Raw genomic sequence first — 22,036 nt, forward strand, 5'->3', positions numbered from 1 at the left:
GGATCAACGTGCTGTTCGCGATGCTCCGCGACGGCACCTTCTACGAACCCAGAACTCCACGCCTCGCTTGACGAAAGACATAGAGGCACCCCCCCCCGAGCCGCTCCTCCAGCCGCACAGCCACCGTTTCCCCGGCCTCCGTACCGATCGCCCTGCGAACCTCGGCCTTCACCGGCAGCATGTGCGTACCGTCGCCCAGGGCCATGAAGGACCCGGCGACCACCGCCGCCCCGCCGCCCCGCCGACCCCACGCACCACCCTCCAGTCGAAGGGGCGGTGTCGTGGGACCGCGGCCACGATCTGCCCGTGCCCGTGCCCGCGGACTCGGCAAGCGGGCCGGTGCAGTGCCGTCGGTGGCCCGCCCCGCCGCCCACGCCTCCGCGCTCTCGTGACGCCCGGTGTCCGCGCACGTCATCGTCGATCACCCTCGGGCCATACCCCCAGGGTCCGCTGACCGCGATCACGAACCGTTTCAGCCAACTCCGGTCACGCATATGCCAGGAGACTGGCTGGAATGGCATGGTGACAGAGTGTCAGGAGTGGCGATACTCGAATGCCAAGGGTGATTGCGCCATGAACATTCAGCGCCACTGTGCGCGACCGGCGCGTCGCCCCGTGTGTACGACCAGCTGAGCGCAAGGCGAGCGGTGCCGGACCGGGCAGTCAGCGGTGCGATGGGGGAGCGAACGTGCACGACGAATTCCTGTGCCATGTCACCGCATATGGCATATGCGGTGGACAACGCGTGGGTGTTCCGCTGGGAACCTACCGCGCGCCCACCTTAGCCCTGGCCCTGTGGTGGATGCGAGATCGCGCGTTATGGATCGCCGAGCGGCTCGATCCTCACCCCGACAATCCCACCTACCCCCCGAACTCCATCGTGCCGGTCGCCGACAACGTCCCGGACGTGCCCAGCGTCCTTCGCGCCTGGAGCGGCAACGCGGCCGAACAGGAGCTGGTGGCCGAGGAGTTGGCCGCCGGGAACCTGGTGCGCGTCGCCACCTGTGACGACACCACCGAGTACGAGCTGCTCGCTGAGTCCATCGACGCGCTCCGCATGCAGCGCACCGGCCGGGTGATGGCCACCCCCGCGGCCTGAGTGGTCTTTCGTCCCCAGCAGTGCCGGCCGTCCCTGGTCGCCGTCGGCCGTCCCGGGCCACTTCAGTCGGGCGCGGGTCGGGGCGAATCGATAGAATTCAGGCATGGCCGAACGGCAGGCCGCGCCGACCGCGCCTGAACTCGTCATCCAGACCGACACGGGCTCCACGCTGATGAGCCCGGGCCGCGAGTACCGCGTCGGGCGCGATCCGTTGAGCGACATCGTCCTGGACGACGACCGGGTCTCATGGCACCACGCCGTGCTCCGGCCCACGGTCGGCCACTGGACGATCGAGGACGAGAACAGCACCAACGGCACCTACGCGGACGGCCGCCGAGTGTACGAGTGGGACGTCGGACCGGGCAGCGTCATCCACTTCGGCAGCCCCTCCGACGGCCCCCGCGCCGTCCTCACCGGCCCCGCCCCGGAACGCCTCTCCGGGGTCCACCACCCGGCCGCCACCGGAACGTTCCGGCAGCCCACCAGTGTGCGCCCGCTGCCCGAGCGGACCGTCCGCATCGGCCGCGGCACCGACAACGACCTGGTCATCGACGACCTCGTCGTCTCCCGGCACCACGCCGAGCTGCGGGCCCGCCCGGACGGCACGTACGAGATCGCCGACCTCGGCAGCCACAACGGCACGTACCTCAACGGCCTGCCCGTCGAACGGGCCAGGATCACCCAGGGTGACATCGTCGGCATCGGTCACTCAGCGTTCTGTCTGGTGGGCGACCAGTTGCAGGAGTACGTCGACACCGGCGAGATCTCGCTCGACGTCCAGGAACTGGTCGTCGCCGTCGACCGGGGCCGCAAGACCCTGCTCGACAGGGTCACCTTTCCCGTCGGCGAAAAATGTCTCCTCGCCGTGGTCGGCCCCAGCGGCGCCGGCAAGTCGACCCTGCTGAACGCCCTCACCGGACAGCGCCCCGCCGACACGGGCACGGTTCTCTACGACGGCCGCGATCTCTACCACGACTACGCGGAGCTGAGGCAGCGCATCGGCCTGGTTCCGCAGGACGACATCCTGCACACCCAGCTGACCGTGCGCCGCGCCCTCTCGTACGCCGCGGAACTGCGCTTCCCCCAGGACACGGCCAGGGCCGAGCGCCGGGAGCGGGTCGACGAGGTGATCCGCGAGCTGGGCCTCCAGCAGCGCGCCCGGCAGCCCATCCACAGCCTCTCCGGCGGCCAGCGCAAGCGCGTCAGCGTCGCCCTGGAACTGCTCACCAAGCCGTCACTGCTCTTTCTCGACGAGCCGACCTCGGGCCTCGACCCGGGCATGGACCGCTCGGTGATGCACATGCTGCGCGGCCTCGCCGACGACGGCCGCACGGTGGTCGTCGTCACTCACAGCGTCCTCAGCCTCGACGTCTGCGACCGGCTCCTCTTCCTCGCGCCCGGCGGGAGGACCGCCTACTACGGGCCGCCGGACGACGCCCTCGCCTTCTTCGGCTTCGAGCAGTGGCCCGAGGCCTTCGAGGCCTTCGACCGGGATCTCGACCGCGACTGGGCGGGGGAGTACCGCGACTCGCCGTTCCACCGTCACTACGTCGAGGCGTCGATGGACCGGCCCTACGTACCCGGGGCCGAGCCGGTCGCCGGGGAGCAGCCGCCCAGTCCTCCGAAACCGCAGAGCTGGGGCGCCCAGCTGGGCACCCTGGTCCGCAGGTACGCGGCCGTACTCAGCGCCGACCGCGTCTTCCTCGCCATCATGATCGTGCTGCCGTTCGTCCTGGGCGGCATGACGCGCGCCCTGGCCGGCGGCCGGCTGGACCGCGAGACCTCGCTGAACGCGTTGCTCATCCTGTGCGTCGGCGCCGTGCTGACCGGAGCGGCCAACGCCGTGCGTGAACTCGTCAAGGAACGGGTGATCTACCAGCGCGAGCGTGCCGTGGGCCTCTCCAGATCGGCGTACCTCATGTCCAAGGTGGTGGTGCTCGGGACGGTCACGGTCCTCCAGGCCGTGGTGCTCACCCTGGTCGCCCTGCTCGGAGTCGACCTCGGCGCCCCCGGCGGTGAGGGTGTCCTCATGCCGCCCTTGGTGGAGATCATCCTTGCGGTGGCGCTGCTGTCCTTCACGGCGATGATGCTGGGTCTGGTCGTGTCGGCGGTCGTCCGCAAGGAGGAGGTGACCATGCCGCTGCTGGTCCTCCTCGCCATCGTCCAGGTCGTCTTCTGCGGCACGCTGCTGCGCGTGGACGGTGTCCCCGGCCTCGAACAGGTGGCCTGGCTGGTGCCGTCCCGGTGGGCGTTCGCCGCGATGGCCGGCACGATCGACCTCGCGCGGATCGCGCCCGAAGGTGACGACCCGCTGTTCGAGCACACGGCCGGCGTGTGGCTGCTGGACATGGGGATGCTGGTCGTCCTCTCCGCCGTCTGCTGGCTCACCGTCGCCCGCCTGCTGCGCCGCCACGAACCCGCCGTGATGCGGAAGCAGCCCTGATGACCGCCCCCGGCTTCCGGCCCACGCACGTCGTCCCCCGGGACGGCCTGCCCGCCTGGGAAACCCCCGACCCGTCACGGCCCACCGTGCCGCTCGACGCCCTCCTGCCGGTCCAACTCGTCGAGCGGCGCGGTGACTGGGGCCAGGTGATGTGCGCCAACGGCTGGTCGGCCTGGGTGGACGGCCGCCTCCTCGTCGCCGTACCACAGGACCCGCCCGCCGCGGGGGCCGCTCCCTCCCGGGTACGGGACCCCCGGCCGCTGCTCGACCGCGCGGAGGACACGCTGGAGCGCTACCGGAGAGCTGTCGGTGACCTGGTGGAGGGGCGTCTGGACGGCGAGTCGTTCCGGGACGGCACCCGGGGGCTGCGCATCGGTCTCGTCGTCGACGGCGAGTCGCTGTGGCTGTACGACACCGACGAAGAACGGTGGCTGTACTGCGACGGCACGCGGCTGAGCACCTACGCGGCACCGAAGACCCCGACAGCGGCGGCACGGACACCGCCGCCTCCCGAGCCGACCCGCGTCGTACCGGAAGCGGGACCCGAGCCCGCACCCCCGTCACGGTCCGCACCGGCGCCCGAACCCCCACAGGGACCCGAGGAGCCCGCGCGGACACAGAGCCACGAGCCGAACCGCCCGGTCCGGGAAACGGAACAGGCACCTGAGCGCGGAAGGGGAGAGAACCACGAACCGACGCGCCTGGTCCGGCCGGTGACGCCCGATGAGTGACACCCAGCCGCACGCGGGGCACCCCTCGGGCCTCGTCGGACACCAGATCGCCGGGTACCGCGTCGAGAGCGAGATCGGGCACGGCGGCATGGCGGTCGTCTACAAGGCCTGGGACCTGCGGCTGGACCGCCGCGTCGCGCTGAAGCTGCTCGCCCCGGAACTCGCGCGCAACGACACCTTCCGCCGTCGCTTCACCCACGAGTCGCGGGTGGCCGCGGCGATCGACCACCCGCACATCGTGCCCGTCTTCGAGGCCGGTGAGGCGGACGGCGTCCTCTACATCGCCATGATGTACGTCGACGGGCGGGACCTGCGCCAACTGCTCGACCGGGAAGGGCCGCTGCCGATCGAGGACGCCACCCGGATCGCCGCGCAGGTGGCCTCGGCACTCGACGCCGCCCACGACCACGGGCTGGTGCACCGGGATGTCAAACCCGGCAACATCCTGGTCGCGCCGGGCATCGACAGCGACCACCCCGAACACGTCTACCTCACCGACTTCGGCCTGACGAAGCGGTCACTGTCGCTGACGGGATTCACGACGGTCGGCCAGTTCGTCGGCACCATCGACTACATGGCTCCGGAACAGATCTCCGGCAAGCCGGTCGACGGGCGCTGTGACGTCTACAGCCTCGCCTGCGTCGTCCACGAGACCCTCATGGGCCGTCCGCCCTTCCAGCGCGACGACGATGTGGCGGTGCTGTGGGCACACCAGAACGAGGAGCCGCCGCCTCTGACCCGGAGGCGGCCCGACCTGACCGCCGCGGTCGACGAAGTCCTCGCGAAGGCCCTCGCCAAGAGCCCCGACGACCGGCACGACTCCTGCCGCGCCTTCGTCGCCGCGCTGCGGGCCGCCGCTCTGCCCACGCTGCGCCACCCGGACGTACCGGAGCCGCCGTCGTGGGCCCGCCCCGTCTTCCGCGGCTGAGCGCTCCGCCGGCACCGGGACGCGCTCAGCCGCCGACCTCGCCCCGCCGCCGGACCTTCTTCGCCAGCGCCCAGCCGAGGAAACCCGTCACCAGGCCCCACAGCACGGCGAAACCCAGTGCGGTCCACCACTCGGACCGGAGGTAGAGCTCGCCGGACAGCACTCCGCCGAGGTCGCCGATACCGAGCACCGACAGACCGAAGCGGGCGCCGATCCGCGCGACCAGGCAGATCATCAGAACGGTCAGTACGAGAGCGATCGCCATGTGCACGGAGTGCCGCCACCATCGGACGCGCGCCGGGGAACGGGCGGCCATCACGAACGCCGCCGCCGTCACCAGCACCACGTCCACGACCAGCAGCCACCACACCCTGCCGTCGTACTCGGCGAGCGTCACCAGGTTCAGCGTGGTGTCCTCCGGCGTGCGCAGCACCTCGTCCAGCACATGGGGCATGGGCAGCCCGAACGGGCCCTCCACATGGCCCTTCCAGGACGCGCCGAGACCGATCGTGAACGCCAGCCACACCAGATTGGGCAGCCCGAGCAGGATGACCGCGAACGTCTCCCTGGCGTGACCCCGCGTGGCCGCCACCACCAGCGCGATCACCAGCCCCACGGCGACGCACGCGAGCAGCAGCACCACCATGGCGTACGCGGCCGGACGCACCGACTCCTGGAAGCGCACCAGCCGGGCCGGCAGCGGCGCCCCGCGCGAGACCAGCAGCGCCAGGACGAGCACGCCCGCCAGCCACAGCATCCCGAAGACCACGGTCTGCGGCACGTCGGTCGTGAAGCCGACCTCGGGATCGGGGACACCGAACAGATCGCCCAGGTCCTCCAGCGTGTCGTCCCCCAGCGAGACCGGGAACGTCTCACGGGCCACGAGCGACAGGACGATCAGGACGGCCAGCCACAGCACGGCGAGACGCGCGGCCCAGCCGCCCAGCTCGGGCGCCCCGGTCACCGCCCGGTGCCTGAGCGGCCGCAGGAAGCCGGCGGCGATCACCAGGGTTCCCGCGAGGGTCACCGACAGGGGGATCACGGTCAGACCGCCCTCGGTCTCGGCGAAGTCGCCGGCGTTGCCCGAGAGCTCGACCGTGCCGCCGACCGCCACGGCGACGGTGGCCGCGACGACCCGGGGGTAGGCGTTGTCGGGGAGGTCCGTGGCGCCTGCTGCCCACAGCCCGAGCGCGGCGACCAGTGCCATGGCCACCAGCCCGGACAGGACTGTCACCACGGCCTGTACCCACCCGTGCCGGGCCGCCTCGCGACCGAGCGGCGCCTGGTCGGAGGGGGACGGAGAGCGCATGGCCCGGGGACGCACGCTGCCCACGCTAGGCAGCGCCGGGACGGTTCGCGCGGCGGGAGGGGCCGACCGTGTCGGACGGCGACCGGCGCCGGGGGAACGGGACGCGTCCGCTTGCGAGCCGGCCCGGCCTCGGGCACACAATGGGTCTGTTGTGTAAGAAACGGCACAGAATATCCCAAATGCCGTGCCCCTTGCGGCGGGAAGAGAAGCCCGTGAGCGTCGAAGAGCCGTCCTCCGGCCGTCCCACAGGACCACCGTCAGGCCCGCTGTCGGGCAGGCCCGGACAGGCCGGCGGGTCCGACGGGTCCGGCGGGGGAGCCCCGGGGGGTCCGTCCGGGCCCGGTGGTCCGTCCGGGCCAGGAGGTCAGGGACCCGAACGGCCCTGGTGGAGGTCCGCACCTCGCGTCGCCGTCATCACCACCGTCGTCGTCGCCGCGGTGGTGCTCGCCGTCGTCTTCAGCACCTCCGGCGGCGGATCGGGCTCCGGCGAGGAAGTCGCCTCCGAGGGCGAGGTGTTCCTCCAGCCGGCCGGCGAGACCGGCCCCCGCCCGTTCACCGATTCGTCGGCCACCGACAGCGCCGCGCCTGCCGAGACGCCGTCGGCCACCCCGACGCAGGACACCAACGTCGTGCGCACCGCGCGCGGCGACACGCCCGGCCTCTACGGCGGGACCCGCAACAGGACCAGTTGCGACATCGGCAAGCAGATCGAGTTCCTCCGGTCGGCCCCCGACAGGAACCGGGCGTTCGCCTCCGTACACGGCATCCGGCCTTCCGAGGTCCCCGACTACCTCCGCTCGCTCACCCCCCTGCAGTTGCGGTACGACACGCGTGTCACCAACCACGGCTTCCGGGACGGCAGGGCCGTGCCCTACCAGGCACTCCTCCAGACCGGCACGGCCGTGCTCGTCGACGACCGCGGAGTGCCGCGGGTGCGCTGCGCGTGCGGCAACCCGCTGACCCCGCCCATCGCGCAGAAGGCCGGGTTCAAGGAGACCGGCGAGCGCTGGCCGGGATACCGCAGGCAGAACATCGTGGTCGTCCAGGAGTCCACGACGGTCATCAACAGCTTCGTCGTCCTCAACGTCGACAACGGCGAGTGGTTCGAACGCCACAAGGGCGACACCGGCCGCAAGGACAAGAAGACCGACCCGCCCAAGCACACGCCGGTCCCGACGCCGTCGAAGCCGTCGACCTCTCCGGGCACGCCGACGGGCGAGTCACCGTCCTCCGAGTCCCCCTCGGAACCCACGACGCGGGAGCCGACATCAGAGGATTCCACCTCCGAGGAGTCCACCCCGGACGAGCCGACGACCTCGCAGGCGCCGACGACTTCCGAGGCGCCGACGTCACAGGAGGCGACGTCACCGACGCAGGGCTCACCCGGAACGTCGTCCGCGTCCGGCGACCTCACCACCCCACAGACGGCGACCGCGCCGTCTCCGGGAGCCTGAGAGCACGGCGGGCCCCGCGACAGTCGCCCTACTACTCGTCGATCGCCGCACCGAACGCGGCGTCCGCGGACGGGGCGCCCAGCGACCCCGCGCTGTACGTCCACGACCCGGAAGCCGTGACGCCTCCCGAGCCCGCCGACAGCACCCAGACGTAGCCGTCGCCGGTGTTCTCGCCGGGCGCGGAGGCGAGCAGCCCGAAGCGGCCGTCACGGTTCGGGTCGGTGAGGCGGACCTGGGCGCCCCACTTGTCGCCCTTCTCGGCAACGCCCGGCACGTTCGCCGAGTTCTGGTCCCACGACTTCGCGCCGGTGGCCGTGAGACCGGTGGCGGATCCCCGCAGCACCCACACCGCGCCCGCGTCGGCGACCGTACCGATGTCCTCGCCGGAGGCGCCGATCGCCACGTCCGCGTACCCGTCGCCGTTGGTGTCCGCGACCGACAGGTCCGTACCCCAGCCGTCACCGACCTCGGGATTGCCCGGCACGCCGGTGGAAGCCTGGGTCCACCAGTCGGCGTCCTCCGTGAGTCCGTCGGGGCCGCCGAGGCGCACGCCGATCACACCCCCTGCCCATACCTCGCCGTAGACGTCCCTCGGGCCGTGCGGCTCACCGGTGACCAGGTCGTCGTACCCGTCCTTGTTGATGTCACCGGACGCGGCGACCGGGCCGCCCTCGAACTCGCGCGCGTACGCCAGACCGTCCGCGTGGCCCGACAGCAGGACGGACCAGCCGTTGCCCGGTTCGTCGCCGACCGTGAGGCCGGACACGACGAGGTCGGCGTAGCCGTTCTTGTCGTAGTCGCCCGTGGTCAGCGACTTGGGCAGGATGTTCCGCGGTTCGGCCTGCGCGGACAGGCGCTGCGTGGAGCGCTGCCTGAGCGAGTTCTGCGTACCGGAGTCGTACGCGAACAGCTCCAGGTCGTCCCCGGTGAGGACGGCCAGCAGGTCACCCGGCGTTTCGTTGGTGAAGTGGGCGGCGGCGAGGGCGCTGCCGAACTTCTCGCCCGCGGTGGGCTCCTGGGTCTGGAGCCAGTCGCTGGCGGCTCCGGTGAGCCCGGACCTCGATCCCCAGAGCACGGCGACCCCGCCCGCGTCCCTGACGGTGCCGAGGTCCTCGCCGGGTATGCCGACGACGGCGTCGTCGTAACCGTCCCCGTCGAGGTCACCGGTCGCGACGGCCTTCCCGAAGCCGTCACCGGCCTCGGCGGCTCCGGCGACCCCGGTCGTGGACTGGCTGAACCGCGCCACGTTGGAGGTGCCGATGCCTCTCGTCGAGCCGTACTGCACGGTGACGAGGCCGGCGCCCTTCTTGCCGCTGACGGTGGCACCGGGCGCGCCCACCAGCACGTCCTCGTAACCGTCGCCGTTGAAGTCGCTGTTGCGGTCGCTCGCTTGCGTTCCGCCGGGCACACCGGCGTACGCGGAAGGGGCGGCGGCGATGGCCGCGCCGGAGACGAGAAGGAATGTGGCCGCCGCGAGGGCGGCCGAACGGTTGGTGCGCATGGCGGCTCCTGACAGAGGGAAACGGCCGGGCTGCGCGGGGGTGTCCGGAAAAGGGCCCGTTCCTTGTCCGGCGTCCTGTTTGACACCGGATGGAGCGCAAGGGTTGTACGGGTGCCAGGAGCCGCGGCGGAACGGCCCTACCCGGCGAGTGCCTTTCGCGCCGCGAGCGCGTCGTCGGGGTTCCAGCCCTCCCTCGGTACGGCGGCCAGAAGCAACCGTGTGTACGGATCGGCCGGTTCGCCGAGCACCTGCCGCGTCGGGCCCTGCTCGACGACCCGCCCGCGCCGCATGACCAGGACCTCGTCGGTGATGTGCTGGACCACGGCGAGGTCGTGGCTGACGAAGACGAGGGCGACGCCGGTGTCGCGGCGGATCTCGTCGAGCAACTGGAGGATCTGGGCCTGGATGGACACGTCCAGCGCGGCCACCGCCTCGTCCAGGACCAGCACACGCGGGTCGACCGCGAGGGCCCGGGCGATGGCGAGCCGCTGCCGCTGGCCGCCGGACAGCTGCCGGGGCCGTGCGCCGGCCTCCCGCTCGCCGAGCCCGACCCGGTCGAGCAGCTCGGTGGCCAGGTGCTCGTCCCGGCCGTGCAGTCGCAGGGCGGTGCGCAGGCACTGCCCCGCCGTCAGCCGCGGGTCGAGCGAGACGTACGGATCCTGGAAGACCATCTGGATCTCCCGTGCGCGGGCCAGCCGTGCCTCCCTGCGCCGGCGGGCGCGGTGTTCACGCGGGCGGCCGTCGACCGCGACCGTTCCCGCGTCGGGGCGCACCAGGCCGACGAGCATCCGGGCCACCGTCGTCTTGCCGGAACCGGACTCCCCGACGATACCGAGGGAGCCGCCGCGGGCCACGGCGAACGACACGTCCTCGGCCGCGGTGAGACGGCCCCGTCCCGGCAGCGGGTAGGTCTTGCACAGCTTGTCCACGACCAGCAGGTCGTCCAGGTCGTCGCCGTGGTCGGTCATGTCGTGGTCCTTTCAGCCGTGGCGGACACGGCGGCCGGCACGCGGCGGCACGCTGCCGTCCCGCCGTCCAAAAGCGCCACCGCCTCCGGACGCCAGGTCTCGCAGTCGGGCTGCGCGTCGGGGCAGCGGGACGCGAACGGGCAGCCGGGAAAGGCGTCGCTCAGGGACGGAGGGCGGCCCGGGATGGGCCGAAGGCTGCGCGGTGCCTCGCCCAGGGACGGGGAGCAGGACAGCAGGCCGCGTGTGTACGGGTGGACGGGGTCGGTGAACAGGGCCCCGGCGGTGCGCTGTTCGACGACCCGGCCCGCGTACATGACGTACACCCGGTCGCAGTACGCGGCCGCGAGGTGCAGGTCGTGGGTGATGAACAGCAGCCCGGCGCCGTGCTCTGCGCGCAGGGTGCGCAGCAGGGCGAGGATCTCGGCCTGGGTGGTGACGTCGAGCGCGCTCGTCGCCTCGTCGGCGAGAAGTAGCCGGGGCCGGGCGGCGAGTGCCCCGGCGATGACGACACGTTGGAGCATGCCGCCGGAGAGTTCGTGCGGGCGCTGCCGCAGCCGCCGCTCGGGCTCGGACAGCCCGACGGCGCCGAGGAGTTCGGCGGCCTCCTTCCGGTCCGCTCCCCGCTCGTGGAGGAAGTCACCGATGCGGCGCACGGGGTTGAGGGCGGCCCGCGGGTCCTGGTGGATCATGGCGACGGTGCGGGCGCGGTGGCGGCGCAGTTCCGCGCCGGTGAGGGAGAGGACGTCGGCATCCCCCACCCGTACCGTGCCTGAGGCCCGCGCCCCGCCCGGCAGCAGTCCGAGCGCGGCCTTCGCCGTCGTCGACTTGCCCGAGCCGGACTCGCCGACCAGACCGACGACCTCGCCGGGAGCGACGCGCAGGCAGACGTCGTCGAGGACCGGCCGGGCGGCGCCCGGGATCCCGACGGTCAGGTGGTCGAGGGTGAGCAGCATCAGCCCTGCCTTCCGAGCCGGTCGGCCGCCCAGACGCCGACCACGTTGAAGGACACGACGACCGCGGCGATGGCCGTGCCCGGGACGAGAGCGGGCAGCAGCGCGCCCTGGACGACGGCCGCCTGCCCCTCCTGCACCATCAACCCCCAGTCGGAGCTGGGCGGCTGGGCGCCGAAACCCAGGTAGGACAGGGTGGCCAGCGACATCAGCGCCTCCCCGAAGAGCACCACCAGATAGCCGGTCACCGCCCGGCCGAGGTTCGGCACCAGATGCAACGCGCAGATGCGGGCGCCGCCCATGCCCTGCACCCGATAGGCGTCGACGTACGGTTTGCGGGCCTCGGCGAGGGCGAGCGAGCGGGTGTACTTGGCGACGGTCGGCGTGTACGCGAGGCCCAGGGCCAGCACCGACGTGGTCATGCCGGTGCCGAACACCGCGATGATCAGGACGGTGAACAGCAGTCCGGGGAAGGCGTACATGACGTCCGTGAGCCGGGAGACGAACGCGTCGACCCAGCCGCCGCGCCACGCGGCGAGCACGCCGAGGGTGACCCCGAGCAGCGCGGCCACCGCGAGGAGCAGCAGGGGCGCTATCAGGCTCGTGCGGGCGCCGTACAGGACGCGCGAGAGCAGGTCCTGACCGGAGGCGTCGGTGCCCAGGAGGTGGCCGGAGCCGGTGCCGGCGAGCGACGCGGACAGGTCGATGGCGTCGGGCGCGTACGGCGCGAGCAGGGGCGCCAGCGCCGCGGCCAGGACCACCAGGGCCAGGACTCCGGCGGCGACCGTGACACCGACGGGACGGCGGGGCCGTACGCGGACGGGTGTGAGGGTGAGCGCGGTCATGCGGTACGGGCCTCCTCGCGGACGCGCGGGTCGAGGAGTGGATGGACCAGGTCCACGACGGTGGTGACGGCGATGTAGCCGGTGACCATCAGCAGCAGCACGGCCTGCGCCACGGGGAAGTCATGGGTGTTGATCGCTCCGACGAGCAGCGAACCGATGCCGCTCATGCCGAACGCGGTCTCCACGACCACGGCTCCGGCGAGCATCCCGGCCATGACCAGACCGCACATGGTGATGATCGGGCCGAGCGCGTTGCGCAGCACATGGCGGCGGATGATGTCCCGCTCGGGGATGCCCGAGGCGCGGGCCGCCTCGACGTGGTCGGAGGCGGCGGCGTCCGCCATGGCCTGCCGGGTGACCCGGCTGATCAGGGCGAGGGCGCCGAGCGCCAACGACAGGGCGGGCAGCGTCAGATGGTGCAGTGTGCCGGTGAAACCGCTGCCGCCGCCCGTCACCGGGAACCAGCCGAGCCGCACTCCGAAGAGCGAGACGAGCGCGATGGCGGCGACGAACGACGGCACGGACGCGGCCAGCGTCGTACCGCCCACGACCGCCGAGTCGACCCAGCTCGACTGCCTCACCGCCGCCAGGATGCCCGCTCCCACGCCGAGCACGACGAACAGCAGTGTCGCGTAGGCGACCAGTGCCAGGGTCGTCGGCAGGCGGGCCGCGACCAGGTCGGCCACCTGGTCGCTGTACTTGAAGGAGCGGCCGAGGTCGAGGTGGAGGCAGTCCCACAGCCAGCGGCCGTACTGGACGACCAGCGGCTCGTCGAGGTGGTACTGGGCGCGGACGGCCGCGAGCCGCTCGGGGGTGAGCTTGTCGCGGCCTCCGGCGAGGAAGACGGCGGGATCGCCGGGCGCCGCGTACACGGCGGCGAAGATGACGAACGACGCTGCGAGGAGCGTGGCCAGGAATCCGGCCAGACGCCGTACGATCCGGCGCGCGATCAGGGCGTGCATGGCGGTGTCAGCCCTTCTTGGCGCCGAGCTCGGCGGCCCAGGGGTAGTACAGATACGCCTGCGAGGCGGGCGCGCCGGTCAGTTCGTCGCTGAGCACCAGCACCGACGGCACCTGCGCGACGGGGATCCACACGGCGGCGTCGGCGAACCGCCGCTGCACGTCGACCGCGAGGCCCGCCCGCTCGGCGTCGTCGAGGGTGGCCAGCGCCTGGTTCACCTTCTTGTCGTACGTGGCGTCCTTGAAGCCGACCCAGTTGTTGGACGAGTCGGACAGGCCGTTGTCGTAGAAGCCCATCGGGTCCGACTTGGAGATGTACCAGTCCCCGACGAGCACGTCGATCTCGGCCCGGGCCCGCGGGTCGCTGTAGAACTCCTCGAACTGTGTGGTGGGGACGGTCTTGATGGTGCCCTTGAGCCCGATGCGCTGGAGCGCGGCCCGGACGGCATTGGCGACCACGGTACGGCCCTGGGTGGCGTCCGTGCCGATGATGATCGGCTCGGTGGGCGTCCCGGCCTCCTTGACCAGCCGCTTGGCCTCGGTGATGTCGCCGGCGTCGGGCGACGCCGGGGCCGTGGCGGCCAACTCCTTCTGCGCGGCGTTGAATTCCGCCTTCGCGTAACCCCAGGAACCGGAGCCCACCGGGCTGGCCCAGGGCTCGACGAGCCCTCCGTAACCGGACTTGGCGATGCCCGACCGGTCGAGCGCGAGCGACAGGGCCCGGCGGATCCTCGGGTCCTTGAGGCCGCCGCGTTCGGTGGGGATGAGGTCGAGGGTGGCGGTCGAGGGACCGTAGTACTGGCTGAGGCCCTTGGCGCCGCGCAGGGCGGAGGCGGTGTTGGGCGACTCGGCGAACGTGCCGTCGGCGGCCCCGGTCTTGAGGGCGTTGACGAGTGCGCTGTCCGACGCCCAGCGGAAGTCGACCTGCCGGGTGAGCGGCTTCGCACCCCAGTAGTCGTCGTACGCCCGGATGGTGATCGAGTCCCCGGACTTCCAGCCCGTCAGCTCGTACGGGCCCGAGCAGGCGTCGCCCTGGCCGGGTGTGCCGAAGTCCTCGCCGGCCTTCTCCACCTGCTCCTTGTTCCAGACGATGCCGGCGTCGCCCGCGAGCGCCTTGGTGAACAGGGCGTCGGGCTTCTTGAAGCGGATGGTGATCTCGTCGGCACCGGTCTTCCTCATGGAGGCGACATTGGGGAACTCGTCGCTCTGCTCCATGTCCGGGTCGGCGTGCCGCTCAAGGCTCCACAGCACGTCGTCGGCGGTCAGCTTCGAGCCGTCGTGGAAGGTGACGCCGTCGCGGACGGTCAGGACGAGGGTCCTGTCGTCGGGGGTGGCGGCCTTCTCGGCGAGGAAGGGCTTGACCGTCATGTCGGGCTGCAACTGGTAGAGCCGCTCGCAGACGTTGGTGAGGACGACACGGCCCGCGCTGGAGCCCTGGGTGTCGACGTCCAGGGAGTCCGGCTCGTCCTCCAGCAGCCAGTTCACCTTTTGGACCGTGCCATTGGCGGTGGGTGTGGTGGGAGTGAGCTTCAGCTTGGCGGCGTCGGCCGGCGCGCCGCCGGTGGTGGCCGTGTCGGCGCCGCTGCAGCCCACTGCCGTGAGCAGGCCCGCGGTGACCAGCCCTGCGGTCACCGCTCTCCGCTTGTTCGTCTTCGTCGTCATCGCCATCGGATGAACTCCCGTGCTCTCAGCTGGGACAGTCGGTGGGTGTGTCGCCATGGGGGCCGTCGTAGAGGTTCCAGGGCAGGTGCTGGTAGTCGCGGTCGCAGGGCGTGCCCGCGGTCACGTGGTAGTCGCCGCTGGTCAGGTCCACGCACGAGGAGACGAGCGTGGTCCAGTGCTCCACGACGGGCCGGCGGGGGTCGGGGTGGGTGCACAGCGACTCGGGCAGGCCGAGGTGGTCGGACATGGCCTGCTTGATCAGCTTCCGGGACTCGTCGGGCCCGGTGGACCCGCGCAGCGCCCTCAGGCCCTGCTCGGCGCGGGGTACGCGCACCAGCGAGTCCGAGGACAGGGGGCGGTAGCCGGCGGCGATGGCCGCGGGGACGCCCGCCTGGTAGTGGTTGCCGTGCACCAGGAGCCCGTCGTCCGCGTGCAGCCAGCCGTGCCCGGCGGGTGTGGTCTCCAGGTCGACGGCGAAGCCCTCGCGGCAGGTCAGCAGGGCGTTGGAGGCGATGTGCGCGCGGGTGCGGCACAGCACGTCCAGCGCGTCCGTGATGGAGGACTGGTCGAGGACGCTGCGGCGGACGACGGTCTGCGGCAGGCCGACCGCGTCGTCGAAACGCCCGCCCAGGCCGTTGGCGTTGAGCGCGACACCCGCCGAGTTGGCGCCCTGACGGCCGACCTGCCCTGCCTCGACCTGCATGATCAGGGTGGGTGCGGGCGGCTGCACGATCCGCAGCATGACGACCGTGTCGGCCACTCCTGCCCGCCAGTCCCAGTTCTGCCCGGCCCACACGTGCCCGTCGCCGCTGGCGTTCCCGTACACGGCGAACGAGGTGCAGCCCTCGACCCGCTCCTCCCCGCCGACCTCGTCGGACTCGGACATGTCCGCGAACGACTGGTCGTAGAGAACCTCACCACGGGCGTTGAGCGCGAGCACGTCGAGGAGCGTGACGCCCGCCCCGTCGGCGATCCCGCGCATCTCCTCCAGCAGATGCGGGGCGTACGAGCCCACCGGCTCCTGCCAGCGGGCGGCGCGGGCGGTGACCCGGTCCCAGGTCAGCCCGGCGGCGTGCCCGAACGCCTCCTCGTAATAGGCGAGAGCGGCGAGAAGCTGGGGCCGCACCGCCTCGCCGTACTGCCGTCCGCGCTCCAGCGGGGTGCCGGAGATCTCGACGAGGGGCAGGGAGCGGGGTGAGGGGGATGCCAGGGGTGAGGCGGATGAGGGGGGTGTCATTCTTCTCCTCGCGACGGAGAGCAGCCCGTAGTTCCGACGTGCTGTAACGTCGGTTACGAGACGCTCTCCTCTTGGAATGCGTTGTCCAGGAGAGTAACGGCCGTCACGAGGAAGTCAATGTCCGTAATGAAAATTTCAGATCACGGGGATCCCGGGGAGGGCCTGGCCCGGCTCCGTGCGGCCGTCCGCGACAACTGGGAGAACCTCTCCGCGTCCGAGCGCGCGGTCGCCCAGTACCTGGCGAACGCGCCCGTCGAACAGCTCCTGTTCTCCGGAGCCCAGGAGCTGGGCACGGCCAGCGGGACCAGCAACGCCACCGTCGTCCGCGCACTCCAGCGCCTCGGGTACGCCGGCCTGCCCGCCCTCAAGCGGGAACTGGCGTCCGGGTTCACCGCGGCGGTCGCGCCCGAGGTGCGTCTGAAGCAGCGCATCGCCCACGTCGGCCGGGACCTGGACGGCATCTGGGGCGATGTGATCGACGAGGCGCAGGAGCGCATCGAGCAGACCCGGCGGCTGACCGAGCCGGACGCCCTGCGCGCCGCGGTGACGGCACTCGCCGACGCGGGGGAGATCCACTGCTTCGGGATCGCCGCCTCCGAACCGGCCGCCCGCCACCTGTCGCTGGCGCTGGGCCGCATCGGCCGCCGCTCCCGTTTCATCGACGCGACCGGGTTCGCGCTCGCCGACCACCTCCTCGCACTGCGCCGGGACGACGCCGTGGTGATCTTCCAGCCCGGGCGGGCGCTGACCGAACTCACCGTCCTCATCGAGCGCGCGCGGGCCGTCGGCGCGCGGATCGTCCTCGTCACCGACGAACTCGCGGAGGAGTTCGGCGACCGCGTCGACGCCGTCCTCACGGCGCCGCACACCCCGACCGGCATCACCTCGGAGGCGCTCACCGCGCTCGTCGTCGCGGACGTGCTGCTCCTCGCCCTCACGACCCTGGACGAGACCCGGGCGGTGGACACCTCGCACCAACTGACGGTGCTCAGGGAGCAGTTGCTGTCGCACAAGGGCAACCGCAAGAGCTGAGGGTCCGCCACGGCCCGCGGGGACGGAAAGCAGGTGGAGACGTGGCGCACCGAAGTCGTCTTCGTGGAAAGCTTCGCGGACGAGGCGCCACGTCGGGATCACCGGCACGCACGGCGACGGGGCCGCGCCGTCTGCGGGCCGAGCTCGACGGCCCTGACGTCGCGGCCCGACTCCGCCGGCGGCGCGGTGAGCCGGCGGTTCCGGGACCGATCTCCAGGCCGGGCCGTGATTCCACTGAGGGCGGAACGCCGGTCCCTTCCCGTCGAGCCCTCGGCTCCTAATCTGATGGAGTGACGAATCAAGCGTCGAACGAAGCTCGTGTCATTCCGCTGCGCCCGCTGACGGACCGTCAGGTCCGCTCGGCCGCTCCCTCCGCCACACCGCGACAGGCCCTGGCCCCGCGGGCCCATCCGGCCCGCGAGCCCCAGGCGCCGGCCCCCGCCAGGGAACCTCTCTGGCGTGACCTCGTCGGTGACGTGCTGCGGCGGGAACGGCTCGCCCAGGAGCGGACGTTGAAGGACGTCGCGGAGGCGGCGCGGATCTCGATGCCGTACCTCTCGGAGCTGGAGCGGGGCCGCAAGGAGGCCTCCTCGGAGGTCCTCGCGGCCGCCGCCCACGCCCTCGGCCTGGGCCTCGGTGACCTGCTCTCCCGCGTCCACGGCGAACTCACGCGACACACGCGGGCGACGCGCGCGACGACGGGCACCCCGACCGCCGCCACGCCGCCGTACAACGGACTCTGCCTCGTCGCCTGACACCCCGTGGCCCGGCGGCTCGGAGGGCTCAGGCCCCCACGAGCCGCCGGCTCAGCACCTCGTCGGCGAGCCCGTACGCCACGGCCTCCTCGGCGGTGAAGACCTTGTCGCGGTCCATGTCCGCGCGGAGCGTGGGGATCTCGTGGTGGGTGTGCCGGGCGAGCACCTCCTCCACCTGGGAGCGGATCCTGACCATCTCCTTCGCCTGGAGGGACAGGTCCGAGGCCGTACCCTGGCGGCCGCCGCTCGCGGGCTGGCCGAGCAGCACCCGCGCGTGTTCGAGGACGAAGCGCCGGCCGGGGTTGCCGCCCGCGAGCAGCACCGCCGCGGTGGAGGCCGCCTGCCCGACGCAGAACGTCGAGATCGGCGCCTGCACGTAGGACATCGTGTCGTAGATGGCCATGAGCGAAGTGAACGATCCACCGGGCGAGTTGATGTAGATCGCGATCTCGTTCCCCGGCGCCGACGACTCCAGGTGGAGGAGCTGCGCGATGACGACGTTGGCGACGCCGTCGTCGATCTCGGTGCCGAGGAAGATGATCCGCTCGTTCAGCAGCCGGCTGAAGACGTCGTACGACCGCTCGCCCTGCGGGGTCCTCTCGACGACGTTCGGAATCGTGTACGTCCCCATGTCTACAGCCCCATCCTGCGTCGCGTCGTGGTCGGCCGGACGTCGGCGAGTGACTCCACCACCTGGTCGACCATTCCGTACTCCTTCGCCTGCTCGGCCGTGAACCACCGGTCGCGGTCGCCGTCCCGGGAGATCGTCTCCGGGCTCTGGCCGGTGTGCTCCGCGGTGATCCGCTCGATGGTCCGCTTGGCGAACTCCAGGTTCTCCGCCTGGATCTCGATGTCGGCGGTGGTGCCGCCGATCCCCCCTGACGGCTGGTGCATCATGATCCGCGCGTTCGGCAGCGCGAACCGCTTCCCGTGCGTGCCCACGGTGACCAGGAACTGCCCCATGCTCGCCGCGAAGCCCATCGCGAGCGTGGCCACGTCGTTCGGGATCAGCCGCATGGTGTCGTAGATCGCGAGGCCCGCGGTCACGGACCCGCCGGGGCTGTTGATGTAGAGGCTGATGTCCGTGCGCGGGTCCTCCGCGGACAGAATCAGCAGCTGGGAGCAGACCCGGTTGGCGGAGACCTCGTCGACCTGCGTTCCGAGGAGCACGATCCGCTGCGCCAGCAGTTGCGCGGCCAGATGGTCGTCGAACCGCGACGGAGGAGTGTCCCCCTCCTCGGCCCGGGGAGCGAGAGTCGGCTCCCAGCCGGTGATCAGCGACGTCATGAGTCCTCCTGTTGTGAACGGTTGCGCGGCGGTGACCCCGCCACCTCCACTCTCGCCAAGAGGGGCCCCTGACATGGGGTTTCTCTGCCCGCGGCAGATTAGCTACGAGCAGAGGAGCCCCCACGGCGCGCATGTCGGCCCAGTCGGCCCGGGATTCCGCGAGGCGGGCCTGCCGCACGGCGAGGCCGCGGGGTGGCTCCTCCCCGCGCGGTACCTAGACGGTCCCCCGCAACTGCCGGAAGAACGCCCGCACATCGCCCACCAGCAGGTCAGGCACCTCCAGCGCCGCGAAGTGCCCGCCCCGGTCGAACTCCGTCCACCGCACGATCGTGTTCGTACGGTCCGCGATGTGCCGCAGCGGTATGAAGTTCTCCTCCGGGAAGACGGCCAGCGCCGTCGGAGTCGTGGAGGGATCCGGCGGCGCGCCCCAGCCGTCGGCGTGGGCGCGCTCGTAGTAGATGCGCGCCGAGGAACCGGCCGTTCCGGTCAGCCAGTACAGCATCACGTTGGTGAGCAGCAGGTCGCGGTCCACGGCGTCCTCGGGACGGTCCCCGGAGTCGGTCCACTCCGCGAACTTCTCGGCGATCCAGGCGAGTTGGCCGACCGGTGAATCGTTCAGCGCGTAGGCCAGCGTCTGCGGGCGGGTGGACTGGACGACGCCGTACCCCTGCCGCTCGCGCACCCACTCCTCGGTGCGCGCCCATGAGGCCAGCGTGCGCTCGCGCTCCTTCGGGCTCAGTGCGGCCAGTTCCTCCTCGGTGGGCGGTGCGACGGCGGCGGAGTCCGGGAGCAGGTTGAGGTGGACGCCGATGACGTGGTCGGGGCGGATCCGGCCGAGCTCCCTGGAGATCGCGGCGCCCCAGTCCCCGCCCTGCACGCCGTACCGCCGGTAGCCGAGCCGTTCCATCAGCTCCGCCCACGCGGCCGCCACCCGGCGGAACTCCCAGCCGGGTTCGCGCGTCGGCCCGGACAGACCGAAGCCCGGGATGCTGGGGATCACCAGGTCGAAGGCGTCGGCGGGGGCACCGCCGTGCGCCCGCGGGTCGGTCAGCGGCCCCGCGATGTGCGTGAACTCGACGATCGACCCCGGCCAGCCATGGGTGATCACCAGCGGTGTCGCGTCGGGCTCCGGCGACCGGATGTGGGCGAAGTGCACGGTCGCGCCGTCGATCTCCGTCATGAACTGCGGCCACGCGTTCAGCCGCGCCTCCGCGGCCCGCCAGTCGTAGTCGTGCCGCCAGTACCGTACGAGCTCCCGCAGATGGTCCCGGGGAACGCCGTACGCCCAGCCCACTCCGGGCAGCTCCTCGGGCCAGCGGGTGCGGTCGAGCCGGGCGTGCAGGTCGTCGAGGTCGGCCTGGGGGATGGCGAGGCGGAACGAGTGGATGGCGTCGGCGCCGGGATCGACTGTCCCGTCCGGGTTCGAAGAGATCATGTACGGCGATGCTAGTTCCGCCAGACGATCCGGCAGACCGGTATTCGGCCACGGGCCGGTCGGATCACGAGACCTTCCGGCTCGCCCCGCCGCCGGAAAAATGTGCCCGCGCCACCGATGAGTTCGCGGACGAGGACCGGTCGATACAGGTGACGACACTCTCGCGCCCGAGGAGGCATGCATGCCCGCGAACGGATTCACCACCTGTCTGTGGTTCGACGGCCAGGCCGAGGAGGCCGCGCACTTCTACGTCTCGGTCTTCAAGAACTCCGGCATCGGCCGGATCAGCCGCTACACGGAGGGAGGGATGGGTACGCCCGGAGCGGTGATGACCGTGGACTTCGTGGCGAACGGCCAGCGGTTCGTCGCGCTGAACGGCGGCCCGCAGTTCACGTTCAACGAGGCGATCTCCTTCCAGGTCCTCTGCGAGGACCAGGCCGAGATCGACCACTACTGGGACAAGCTGACGGAAGGCGGCGGCGAGGGCGGCCCCTGCGGCTGGCTCAAGGACAAGTACGGGGTGTCCTGGCAGGTCGTCCCCAGCAGGCTCTTCGACATGATCAACGATCCGGACGCGGAGAAGGCGGGGCGCGCGACCAAGGTCATGCTCTCGATGGGCAAGCTCGACCTCCCCACCCTGGAGAAGGCGTACGCGGGCGAGTAGCGGTGCTCCGCGACGGCACGCCGGCGGTTGGTCGCTCTGTCGTCCGCACGCCGTGCGGCACAGGGTGACCCACGCGTGTCCGCGGACCGCCCCGGCCGCAGTGCGGACCCCGTACACCGGTTACGAACAGGCCGTAGGCCGGGACAACTGCTGTTGTTCACCTTTCCTGGGCGGAAGTGACCCCGGAGGGACAGTGAACGTCTCCCTTACCGTCTGGGTGCTGACCATCGCAGTGCTCTGCGTGCTCATCGCCGTCGACTTCTTCATCGGCCGTAAGCCCCACGACGTGTCGATCAAGGAGGCCGGCATCTTGTCGGCCGTGTGGATCGTCCTCGCCCTCGCCCTCGCGTTCGGACTCGGCGTGCCGGCCCTCGCCGGCGGCAAGCCCGCGGGTGAGTTCTTCGCCGGATTCATCACCGAGAAGTCGCTCAGCGTCGACAACCTGTTCGTGTTCGTGCTGATCATGGCGAAGTTCGCCGTGCCCTCGCAGTACCGGCAGCGCGTGCTGATGATCGGCGTCCTGATGGCGCTGGTGCTGCGCGCGATCTTCATCGCGGCCGGCGCGGCGATCATCTCCACGTTCTCGTGGGTCTTCTACCTCTTCGGGGCCTTCCTCGTGTGGACCGCCTGGAAGCTCGTCCAGGACGTGCGCAGGGGCGGCCACGACGAGGAGTACGAGGAGGACACGTTGCTCAAGGCGGTCGAGAAGCGCTTCGGCGTGGCCGACTCGGCTTCATCGTCCTGGTCCTCGCCGTGACGACGGCGACCAGTCTGTG

Annotated in this window: 19 protein-coding genes and 2 pseudogenes; 9 read left to right on the plus strand and 12 right to left on the minus strand. The window is 71.5% G+C overall.

All coding sequences use genetic code 11. The annotated features are described in order from the left end of the window. Positions 1-40: 40 nt before the first annotated feature. Positions 41-211: pseudogene (locus tag ACZ49J_RS27190) on the minus strand (DUF1905 domain-containing protein); the annotation flags it as partial. Positions 212-688: 477 nt separating this feature from the next. Here ACZ49J_RS27190 and ACZ49J_RS27195 point away from each other — a divergent pair. The 4 genes from ACZ49J_RS27195 to ACZ49J_RS27210 all read left to right on the plus strand — a co-directional run bounded on the left by ACZ49J_RS27195 (position 689) and on the right by ACZ49J_RS27210 (position 5,201). Continuing rightward, positions 689-1,099, plus strand: a complete 411-nt coding sequence (locus ACZ49J_RS27195; RefSeq protein ID WP_467452290.1) for a hypothetical protein — start codon at positions 689-691, stop codon at positions 1,097-1,099. Between the two features lie 103 nt (positions 1,100-1,202). After that, positions 1,203-3,542, plus strand: coding sequence for an FHA domain-containing protein (locus ACZ49J_RS27200; protein ID WP_467452291.1), 2,340 nt, complete (start codon positions 1,203-1,205; stop codon positions 3,540-3,542). Beyond that, positions 3,542-4,273 carry a hypothetical protein gene (locus tag ACZ49J_RS27205; protein ID WP_467452292.1) on the plus strand — a complete coding sequence of 244 codons (732 nt, stop codon included), beginning with the start codon at positions 3,542-3,544 and terminating at the stop codon, positions 4,271-4,273. Before ACZ49J_RS27200 ends, ACZ49J_RS27205 begins: the two co-directional genes overlap by 1 nt. Beyond that, positions 4,266-5,201: a serine/threonine-protein kinase gene (locus ACZ49J_RS27210; RefSeq protein ID WP_467452293.1), complete on the plus strand. Its 936-nt coding sequence runs from the start codon at positions 4,266-4,268 to the stop codon at positions 5,199-5,201. The genes ACZ49J_RS27205 and ACZ49J_RS27210 overlap by 8 nt, the downstream gene beginning before the upstream one ends. 25 nt (positions 5,202-5,226) lie before the next feature. Here the strand turns inward: ACZ49J_RS27210 and ACZ49J_RS27215 are convergent, their stop codons facing one another. After that, complete coding sequence (locus ACZ49J_RS27215; protein ID WP_467452294.1) at positions 5,227-6,510, minus strand: streptophobe family protein; 1,284 nt, start codon at positions 6,508-6,510, stop codon at positions 5,227-5,229. Positions 6,511-6,722: 212 nt separating this feature from the next. Here ACZ49J_RS27215 and ACZ49J_RS27220 point away from each other — a divergent pair, with 212 nt between their 5' ends. Continuing rightward, positions 6,723-7,964, plus strand: coding sequence for a DUF6777 domain-containing protein (locus ACZ49J_RS27220; RefSeq protein ID WP_467452296.1), 1,242 nt, complete (start codon positions 6,723-6,725; stop codon positions 7,962-7,964). Between the two features lie 31 nt (positions 7,965-7,995). Here ACZ49J_RS27220 and ACZ49J_RS27225 read toward each other — a convergent pair whose 3' ends face one another. From ACZ49J_RS27225 to ACZ49J_RS27255, 7 genes are all read right to left on the minus strand, one after another. Next, on the minus strand, positions 7,996-9,465 hold the full coding sequence (locus ACZ49J_RS27225) for an esterase (RefSeq protein ID WP_467452297.1): 1,470 nt from the start codon (positions 9,463-9,465) through the stop codon (positions 7,996-7,998). 137 nt (positions 9,466-9,602) lie between these two features. Beyond that, entirely contained in the window at positions 9,603-10,433 is an 831-nt protein-coding gene (locus ACZ49J_RS27230) for an ABC transporter ATP-binding protein (RefSeq protein ID WP_467452299.1), read from the minus strand. Continuing rightward, positions 10,430-11,386, minus strand: a complete 957-nt coding sequence (locus ACZ49J_RS27235; protein ID WP_467452300.1) for an ABC transporter ATP-binding protein — start codon at positions 11,384-11,386, stop codon at positions 10,430-10,432. The genes ACZ49J_RS27230 and ACZ49J_RS27235 overlap by 4 nt, the downstream gene beginning before the upstream one ends. Beyond that, on the minus strand, positions 11,386-12,228 hold the full coding sequence (locus ACZ49J_RS27240; protein ID WP_467452301.1) for an ABC transporter permease: 843 nt from the start codon (positions 12,226-12,228) through the stop codon (positions 11,386-11,388). The genes ACZ49J_RS27235 and ACZ49J_RS27240 overlap by 1 nt, the downstream gene beginning before the upstream one ends. Then, positions 12,225-13,190 carry an ABC transporter permease gene (locus tag ACZ49J_RS27245; protein ID WP_467452303.1) on the minus strand — a complete coding sequence of 322 codons (966 nt, stop codon included), beginning with the start codon at positions 13,188-13,190 and terminating at the stop codon, positions 12,225-12,227. Before ACZ49J_RS27245 ends, ACZ49J_RS27240 begins: the two co-directional genes overlap by 4 nt. Before the next feature lie 7 nt (positions 13,191-13,197). Continuing rightward, complete coding sequence (locus ACZ49J_RS27250) at positions 13,198-14,850, minus strand: ABC transporter substrate-binding protein (protein ID WP_467452530.1); 1,653 nt, start codon at positions 14,848-14,850, stop codon at positions 13,198-13,200. Positions 14,851-14,875: 25 nt separating this feature from the next. Further along, the gene (locus ACZ49J_RS27255; RefSeq protein WP_467452305.1) at positions 14,876-16,087 is read right to left on the minus strand and encodes a C45 family autoproteolytic acyltransferase/hydolase; all 1,212 of its coding nucleotides are present in this window, start codon (positions 16,085-16,087) and stop codon (positions 14,876-14,878) included. Positions 16,088-16,213: 126 nt separating this feature from the next. Here ACZ49J_RS27255 and ACZ49J_RS27260 point away from each other — a divergent pair, with 126 nt between their 5' ends. Together ACZ49J_RS27260 and ACZ49J_RS27265 are read left to right on the plus strand one after the other, a co-directional pair. Next, positions 16,214-17,119: a MurR/RpiR family transcriptional regulator gene (locus ACZ49J_RS27260; RefSeq protein ID WP_467452306.1), complete on the plus strand. Its 906-nt coding sequence runs from the start codon at positions 16,214-16,216 to the stop codon at positions 17,117-17,119. Positions 17,120-17,409: 290 nt separating this feature from the next. Continuing rightward, positions 17,410-17,874: a helix-turn-helix domain-containing protein gene (locus ACZ49J_RS27265; RefSeq protein WP_467452307.1), complete on the plus strand. Its 465-nt coding sequence runs from the start codon at positions 17,410-17,412 to the stop codon at positions 17,872-17,874. A 28-nt stretch (positions 17,875-17,902) separates the two neighbouring features. On the opposite strand, the gene ACZ49J_RS27270 is transcribed toward ACZ49J_RS27265, so the two are convergent. The 3 genes from ACZ49J_RS27270 to ACZ49J_RS27280 form a co-directional block, all read right to left on the minus strand. Continuing rightward, positions 17,903-18,505 (minus strand): ClpP family protease, encoded by a 603-nt coding sequence (locus ACZ49J_RS27270; RefSeq protein WP_467452308.1) that lies wholly within the window; start codon positions 18,503-18,505, stop codon positions 17,903-17,905. Between the two features lie 2 nt (positions 18,506-18,507). Continuing rightward, positions 18,508-19,161, minus strand: a complete 654-nt coding sequence (locus ACZ49J_RS27275; protein ID WP_467452309.1) for an ATP-dependent Clp protease proteolytic subunit — start codon at positions 19,159-19,161, stop codon at positions 18,508-18,510. A gap of 214 nt (positions 19,162-19,375) precedes the next feature. Beyond that, a complete protein-coding gene (locus ACZ49J_RS27280) occupies positions 19,376-20,596 on the minus strand; it encodes an epoxide hydrolase family protein (protein WP_467452310.1) in 1,221 nt (406 codons plus the stop codon). A 181-nt stretch (positions 20,597-20,777) separates the two neighbouring features. On the opposite strand from ACZ49J_RS27280, the gene ACZ49J_RS27285 reads away from it, so the two are divergent. Together ACZ49J_RS27285 and ACZ49J_RS27290 are read left to right on the plus strand one after the other, a co-directional pair. After that, positions 20,778-21,260: a VOC family protein gene (locus tag ACZ49J_RS27285; protein ID WP_467452312.1), complete on the plus strand. Its 483-nt coding sequence runs from the start codon at positions 20,778-20,780 to the stop codon at positions 21,258-21,260. A 193-nt stretch (positions 21,261-21,453) separates the two neighbouring features. After that, a pseudogene (locus tag ACZ49J_RS27290) lies at positions 21,454-21,987 on the plus strand (TerC family protein); the annotation flags it as partial. Between the last annotated feature and the right edge of the window lie 49 nt (positions 21,988-22,036).

It is taken from the genome of Streptomyces sp. NPDC030840 (genome assembly GCF_055572015.1).